2 protein-coding genes are annotated in these 6,609 nt (G+C 37.6%); both read left to right on the top strand.

What is annotated here, in order from left to right; all coding sequences use genetic code 11:
* Nucleotides 1–2: 2 nt before the first annotated feature.
* Entirely contained in the window at nt 3–4,037 is a 4,035-nt protein-coding gene (locus PL11201_RS16175; RefSeq protein WP_159451549.1) for a CmcI family methyltransferase, read from the top strand.
* Between the two features lie 17 nt (nt 4,038–4,054).
* Nucleotides 4,055–6,454: a glycosyltransferase gene (locus PL11201_RS16180; protein WP_079679951.1), complete on the top strand. Its 2,400-nt coding sequence runs from the start codon at nt 4,055–4,057 to the stop codon at nt 6,452–6,454.
* The last annotated feature ends 155 nt before the right edge of the window (nt 6,455–6,609 follow it).

Genomic DNA, 6,609 nt, shown 5'->3' on the forward strand with positions numbered 1-6,609 from the left:
CAATGGATTTAGATCCCAAAAGTGATTTATGTATGGATTTATCACAGCCCTTACCTTTTCCTGATAACTGTGTAGAAGAAATTTATTCATCCCATCTATTTGAACACTTTTCTTTTCCTTATCCGATGCTAAATTTGCTGTCCGAATGCTATCGAATATTGAAACCAGGAGGAATTTTTAAAATTGCTGTTCCTAATGCAAGAATTTATATAGAATCCTATCAAAATCCAGAACAATTTGATCCACAAAAATATTGTGTTTATACACCGGCTTATCACTATCATTCCAAAATAGATTTTATTAACTATATTGCTTATATGGACGGTCATCATCGTTATCTTTTTGATGAAGAAAATTTACCAAAAGTCATTGCTCATGGTGGATTTGAAAAAGTAAAACTCAGAGATTTTGAAACCGGGTTAGATTTAGAATCCAGAAAGCATGAGTCAATTTATGCAGAAGCAATCAAACCAGGGGTGAGTTATCCAGTAACAGCTATCTTTAAAAGTGAAAGTGAACAAGACCCCAAACTAAAAACTCCTGTTTGTTTAATGATTTTTAACAGACCTGATACAACACAGCAAGTATTTAATGTGATTCGTCAGGTTAAACCAGAAAAACTTCTAGTAATTGCTGATGGCCCTCGATTCAATGTAAAGGGTGAATCCGAAAAATGTGCGGCGACTCGATCAATTATTAATCAAGTGGATTGGGATTGTGAAGTTTTAACCCAATATTCTGAGATTAACTTGGGCTGTCGTCATCGGGTTTCGAGTGGATTAACTTGGGTATTTAATACCGTTGAAGAAGCCATTATTCTTGAAGACGATTGCTTACCCGACATTACATTTTTCCAATTTTGTGAAGAATTATTAGAACGCTATCGCCATGATCCAAAAATCATGGCAATCTCAGGGAATAACTTTCAATTCAAACACAATTATCAACAGGCAAGTTACTATTTTTCTCGATACAATCATATTTGGGGGTGGGCTACTTGGCGCAGAGCTTGGAAACTCTATGATTTAGATATGAAATTATGGCCGTCAACAAGAGATCATAAAGACTTAGAAAAGATCCTAGAAAATCCAGAAGTAGTTTCCCATTGGTCAAGAATCTTTCAGGGTGCTTATGAGGGATTTTACACCTGGGATTGTGCCTGGATATTTGCTTGTTGGATTAATGGGGGATTAACAATTCTTCCTAATGCTAATCTAGTTTCAAATATCGGTTTTAGAGAAGATGCAACCCATACACGAGGAGAATCTCAACTCGCCAATTTACCTACAAAACCGATGGGTTTTCCACTACAACATCCTACTGTTGTGATGCGTAACTCTCAAGCTGATAACTTTACTGAGGCTATTATGTTTAGTTCTGCTGTATCTCAAGCTCAATTTCAAGAAAATCAAGATGAGGTGACGATCTTATCCCAAGGGATTGAATATCTTAATCATAATCAGAATTTAGAAGCTCTGAATCTATTCAAAGAGATCCTAGCAATCTCTCCCGAAAAATCAGGAGTTTATTATGCTCAGGCTTTAGCTCAAGCTCGTCTTGGTCAACTATTTGAATCCATTCATTCTCTCAAAAAACTCTTAAATTTTCAATCCAATCACCAACGAGGACAGCAACTTTTAGAAGCGTTATCGTTAGAGGCAAAACAAGAAATTAAAAGCCAAATTGAAATAGCTATTAATTTATTAAATAAAGGCGAAAAAGTAGCCGCTTTACGGTTAGCTGAAAAAACCACAGAATGGGAGTTATTTATCCCAGGAATGCACTATCTTAGAGCCATTTGTCTAGGTCAGGTCGGTCGATATGAAGAAGCCTTAGAAGCTGCACAACAAGAACTTGAAAATAATCCTTCTCATCCTGAAGCTCAAGCACAAGTACAATCCTTAACTCAATCGTTGATTCGACCCAAAAAAGCACCAATTCCTACCCACGAACGGCCTTGGAATACGGCTTTGTCCTATGACTTGATGATGTCCATTCAAAATGCTTTACATAATTTTTCTTATAAAGGAGTCCCTTTACAAAAAAATCCGTTTGATTTTTCACTTTATCCCATTTTAATTTGGAATATTAAACCTCAGACGATTATTGAAATCGGTTCTAAAAGTGGCGGAAGTGGTGTGTGGTTTGGAGATTTAATGAATAACTTTGGCATTGAAGGTCATGTTTATTCGATTGATATTGTTAAAGTCACTAAAGTGTCTCACCCTCGCGTTACCTTTTTAGAGGGGGATGGGAGCAATTTAGGGGAAACTTTATCTCCAGAATTGCTTAAATCCTTGCCCCGACCTTTGTTAATCATTGAGGATGCTGATCATTCATTTACTACCAGTAAAGCGGTTTTAGATTTCTTTCATCCTTATTTAGATCAAGGAGAATATATTGTTGTTGAAGATGGAATTATTTCTGATATTGTGCAGGATGCCTCCTATAATAGTGGCCCCCATAAAGCCTTAAAAGCCTTCTTATCAGAACATAGCGGTGAATATGAAATTGATGGAGAATATTGTGACTTTTTTGGCTATAACTTAACTTGGGGAACCAATGGTTATTTGAAAAAGCTGACTAAGGCTGAGATATCCCTATCAAAACCTCAGTCTATACCTCAACAATTTACCTCCGTTGAAGTAAAATCAACCCCGCCAGACTATTCAGAATTTCAACAATTATTCCAGCTAGTTCGGAATAATACAGGACTGAGTGAACAACGCTTATATTCTCTGTTTTCTTTAGCAAAAAAGGTTTGTGTCGATAATATTCCAGGAAATTTTGTAGAATGTGGCGTTGCCGATGGGGGGTCAACTGCGTTGATGGCTGCTGTTATGAAACGCTATAGTAAACAGCCCCGAATCTTATATGCGTTTGATTCCTTTGAAGGATTACCTGAACCCACAGAAGAAGATAAATCTAACGGAGTGGCGGCGGAATTAGCCGGTTGGGGGAAAGGCAGTTGTGCAGCACCAGAATCAAAGGTTTTAAATCTCTGTACCCAATTAGGAGTTTCCGATGTTGTTCGGACGGTCAAAGGCTATTTTCAAGACACCTTACCTCAATTTAGAAATCCCGTGGGAGTGATTGCACTTTTACACGCCGATGGTGATTGGTATGAATCAACAAAAGTGATTTTAGAACAGTTTTTTGATCGGGTTGTCAATGATGGATTCATCCAAGTTGATGATTATGGTCATTGGGAGGGCTGTAAAAAAGCGTTGCATGAATTTGAAGCACAAAACCATCTGCAATTTAACTTAAATAAAATTGATTACACAGGCGTTTGGTTTACAACACCCAATCAATTTCCCCTAAACCCAACTGTTGAAGAAAACTTACTCCAAGAATTTAATCAGGATGATCCCGTCGTTTATGGGATTCAAAGTCAAATGTCGAAGAATGAACGATTTCAATTGTATTATGTGTTGCGGCAACTGATTCCTGAACTTTCGAGTTCTCCGTTACGATTTATTGAAATTGGCTCATTTGCAGGAAGCTCACTCTTTTTAACTTGCAAAGCCTTAAGACGGATTGAACAAAAGTTAGAAGGATTTGCTATAGACCCAGGTTTACATCCCCAGTTAAAAACGGTACTGCAACAGGTCAAAAAAGAGGTCAACCATCTGCAAATGTTCTCCCATGATGCGGTGATGCAACTGCAACGGCAATTTGAGGAAGATGGTAATTTTCCACCCTTTATTTTTGTGGATGGGGATCATAGTTATGAGGGTGTGAAACAAGATATTATCAATTATTTTCCTCTCCTAAAACCTGGTGGAATCATGATGTTTCACGACTATTTACCCCCTCTAAATAACGAAAATCGCAGTGCAATATTATCTCATCATGGGGGGAATGAGCCAGGAATTCGTCAGGCTTGTCAGGAATTAATGGAGGAAACCTATGACTGTCAACTCATAGAAGTTCCACTCTTATATCCTACTGATCCGACTCAAACCCAAGCCTATCTCCCCATTATTCCAGGAGTATTTTCTACCATTCGAGTTTATCGTAAATCTATTAACTAATAGTAGGAGTTCAATTCATGATTAAGGTTCTTCATATTATCGATTGGTTGTGTTTAGGCGGTGCTGCTCGGGCTATGATAGCAACCTCCAAATATTCAGCCAGGTTAGGTCAATTTGAGCATCGTTTGATTTCTCTCAAATCTCCTGATCCGATGGCTTTAGAATTGGCGGAAAGTTCGGGGATGAAGTTTTTACCCACCTCGGGTCATGCTTCTATTTTAAAAGCCATAGAGAATGTTGATATTGTCCAAATTCATTATTGGAATACTCCCAAACTTTTTGAGTTTTTGCAATCAGAACTCCCGGAAATGAGGTTATTAATCTGGTTTCATGTTGCAGGAGAATACCCTCCCCAGGTCATTACTAAGGAGTTAGTAGATTATGCGGATTTTGCCATTCCTTGTAATCCTTATTCCTACGAACTTCCTGTATTTCAAAAACTCCCCAATGAAGTCCGAGTCAAAAAAATTGGCATGGTGTACGATGCTGCCGATTTTGAGCGCGTTGTAGATGTTAAACCCCAACCCCATGATACCTTTAATGTTGGCTACATTGGCAGCGTTAACTTTAGCAAAATGCACCAAAATTATGTATCCATAAGTGCTGCTGTTAATATTCCCAAGGTACAGTTTATTGTTTGTGGCGGGGGTGCGGAAGATTATCTCAAAAAACAAGCCCAGGAACTCGGTGCTGTTGAAAAATTCGACTTTCGGGGATTTGTTGAAGATATTAAATCTGTGATTGAAACTTTAGATATCTACGGCTATCCTTTGTGTGAAGATACCTATGCAGCCGCAGAATTGAATTTACAAGAAGTGATGTATGCAGGGATTCCCCCGGTTGTTTTTCCCCATGGGGGAATTAAACGATTAGTGATTAATAATTATACCGGGTTAGTGGCTCAGAGTGAATCTGAGTATACCCAAGCTCTTGAATATCTGTATCATCATCCTGAAGAAAAAGCTAGACTAGGGCGTAATGCCAAAGAATATTCCCAACAATTATTTGGGGCAGAAAATGCTGCGAAACAGCTTAATCCCATTTATCAAAAATTGATGCAATTACCCAAGCAAAAAAGAGAATGGGGAATACCGATTGGTTCGACTTTATTAGACCAACCCTTATCTTTATTAGATGTACTTGTACCCCCTGAGAAGTTTATAGGGGCTAGGGCTTTTATTCAATCTTTAGGACATCAAGCAAAACCTTTTACCGTTAGTTTGACATCCGATCATATTGAACATTTATTAACAGCAGAACAACAAATTTCTGACTCATCTATTTTATTGGGTTTAGGAGAGGGAGGAGTTAATCACTATCGAGATCATTATCTCAATGATGGTTATTTAAGAATGTGGTTAGGATTAGTTCTCAGAAATCAGAATCGAAATCATCAAGCTATTTCTGAATTTCAAAATGCGATTAATTTAGGATGTAATCATTGGCGGGTTTTCTGGTATCTAGCTCAATCGGCAGAGCAGGTTCAAAATATTGGTTTAGCTGAAAACGCTGTGAATCAAGTATTAGGTTTTGTTCCCAATTTTACCGATGCTCAAGAAATGCTCCAGCGTTTGCAAGCGTTATTAGTCTCTGATGTAACTCATCTGGAATTAAAAGAGATTAATCTTATTATCTTTCCTGACTGGAAACAGCCTGAAGAATCGGTTTGTTCAGAATTAATGCGTGTAATTAAAGCACTGATTAACCATCCCGATAAACGCTATATTAAACTACTTATTGATCATCAGAATATTGCCGATGAAGAAGCGGATCTGATTTTATCGAGTGTGGTCATGAATTTATTAATGGAGGAGGAATTAGATATCGAACAAGAGCCGGATATTTCACTCATCGGGGAGTTAACGCAACCCCAGTGGTTGAATTTGCTTTCTATTGTCCAAGGTAAAATTAGTTTAGATCTGGAAAACTTAGCTATTATTGAAAGGTTTAATGGAGATCTAATTCCAGAATTTTCCTTGGAAACATTGCTAGATTGGCGAGGTCTTGAGTTAAAAAATGGGACTTGGGAATTGTGGAAACTCAGAGAACAAAATTATATTGTATTTCCCGATTGGAAACAGCCTGAAGAAACCCTATATTTAGAGTTAGCTGATGTATTTCAAGCGATCACTACTCTACCCAATAAAAGCGAGATCATCCTATATATTAATAGTAAGAATATCTCCGATGAAGATGCTAATTTAATCCTGTCTAGCATGATCATGAATTTATTAATGGAGACTGAATTAGATGTAACAGAAGAACTAGAAATCGTACTAACTGGACAATTAACCACTCTTCAAGAACAGGCTTTACGCTCTTGTTTGACAGCCCGAATTGTTTTGGAGCATGAAGATAAAAATGCGATCGCCTGTTTAGGTGGAGAAACTTTACCGATTTATGAGGGAAAAAAATAACACCTAAAATTTTTAGAACTAACGCACCGAGTAGTTAAATGTAGAGTGGGTGACACTAGAAACTTTTCTATCTCAATATAAACAGGACTTACGCAAATTTGGGGATGTAACCCTAGATGTAGGGGTAATTCATGAATTACCCCTACTATTGATAG

Source organism: Planktothrix sp. PCC 11201 (assembly GCF_900009135.1).
In the GTDB taxonomy this organism is placed as follows: Bacteria; Cyanobacteriota; Cyanobacteriia; order Cyanobacteriales; family Microcoleaceae; genus Planktothrix.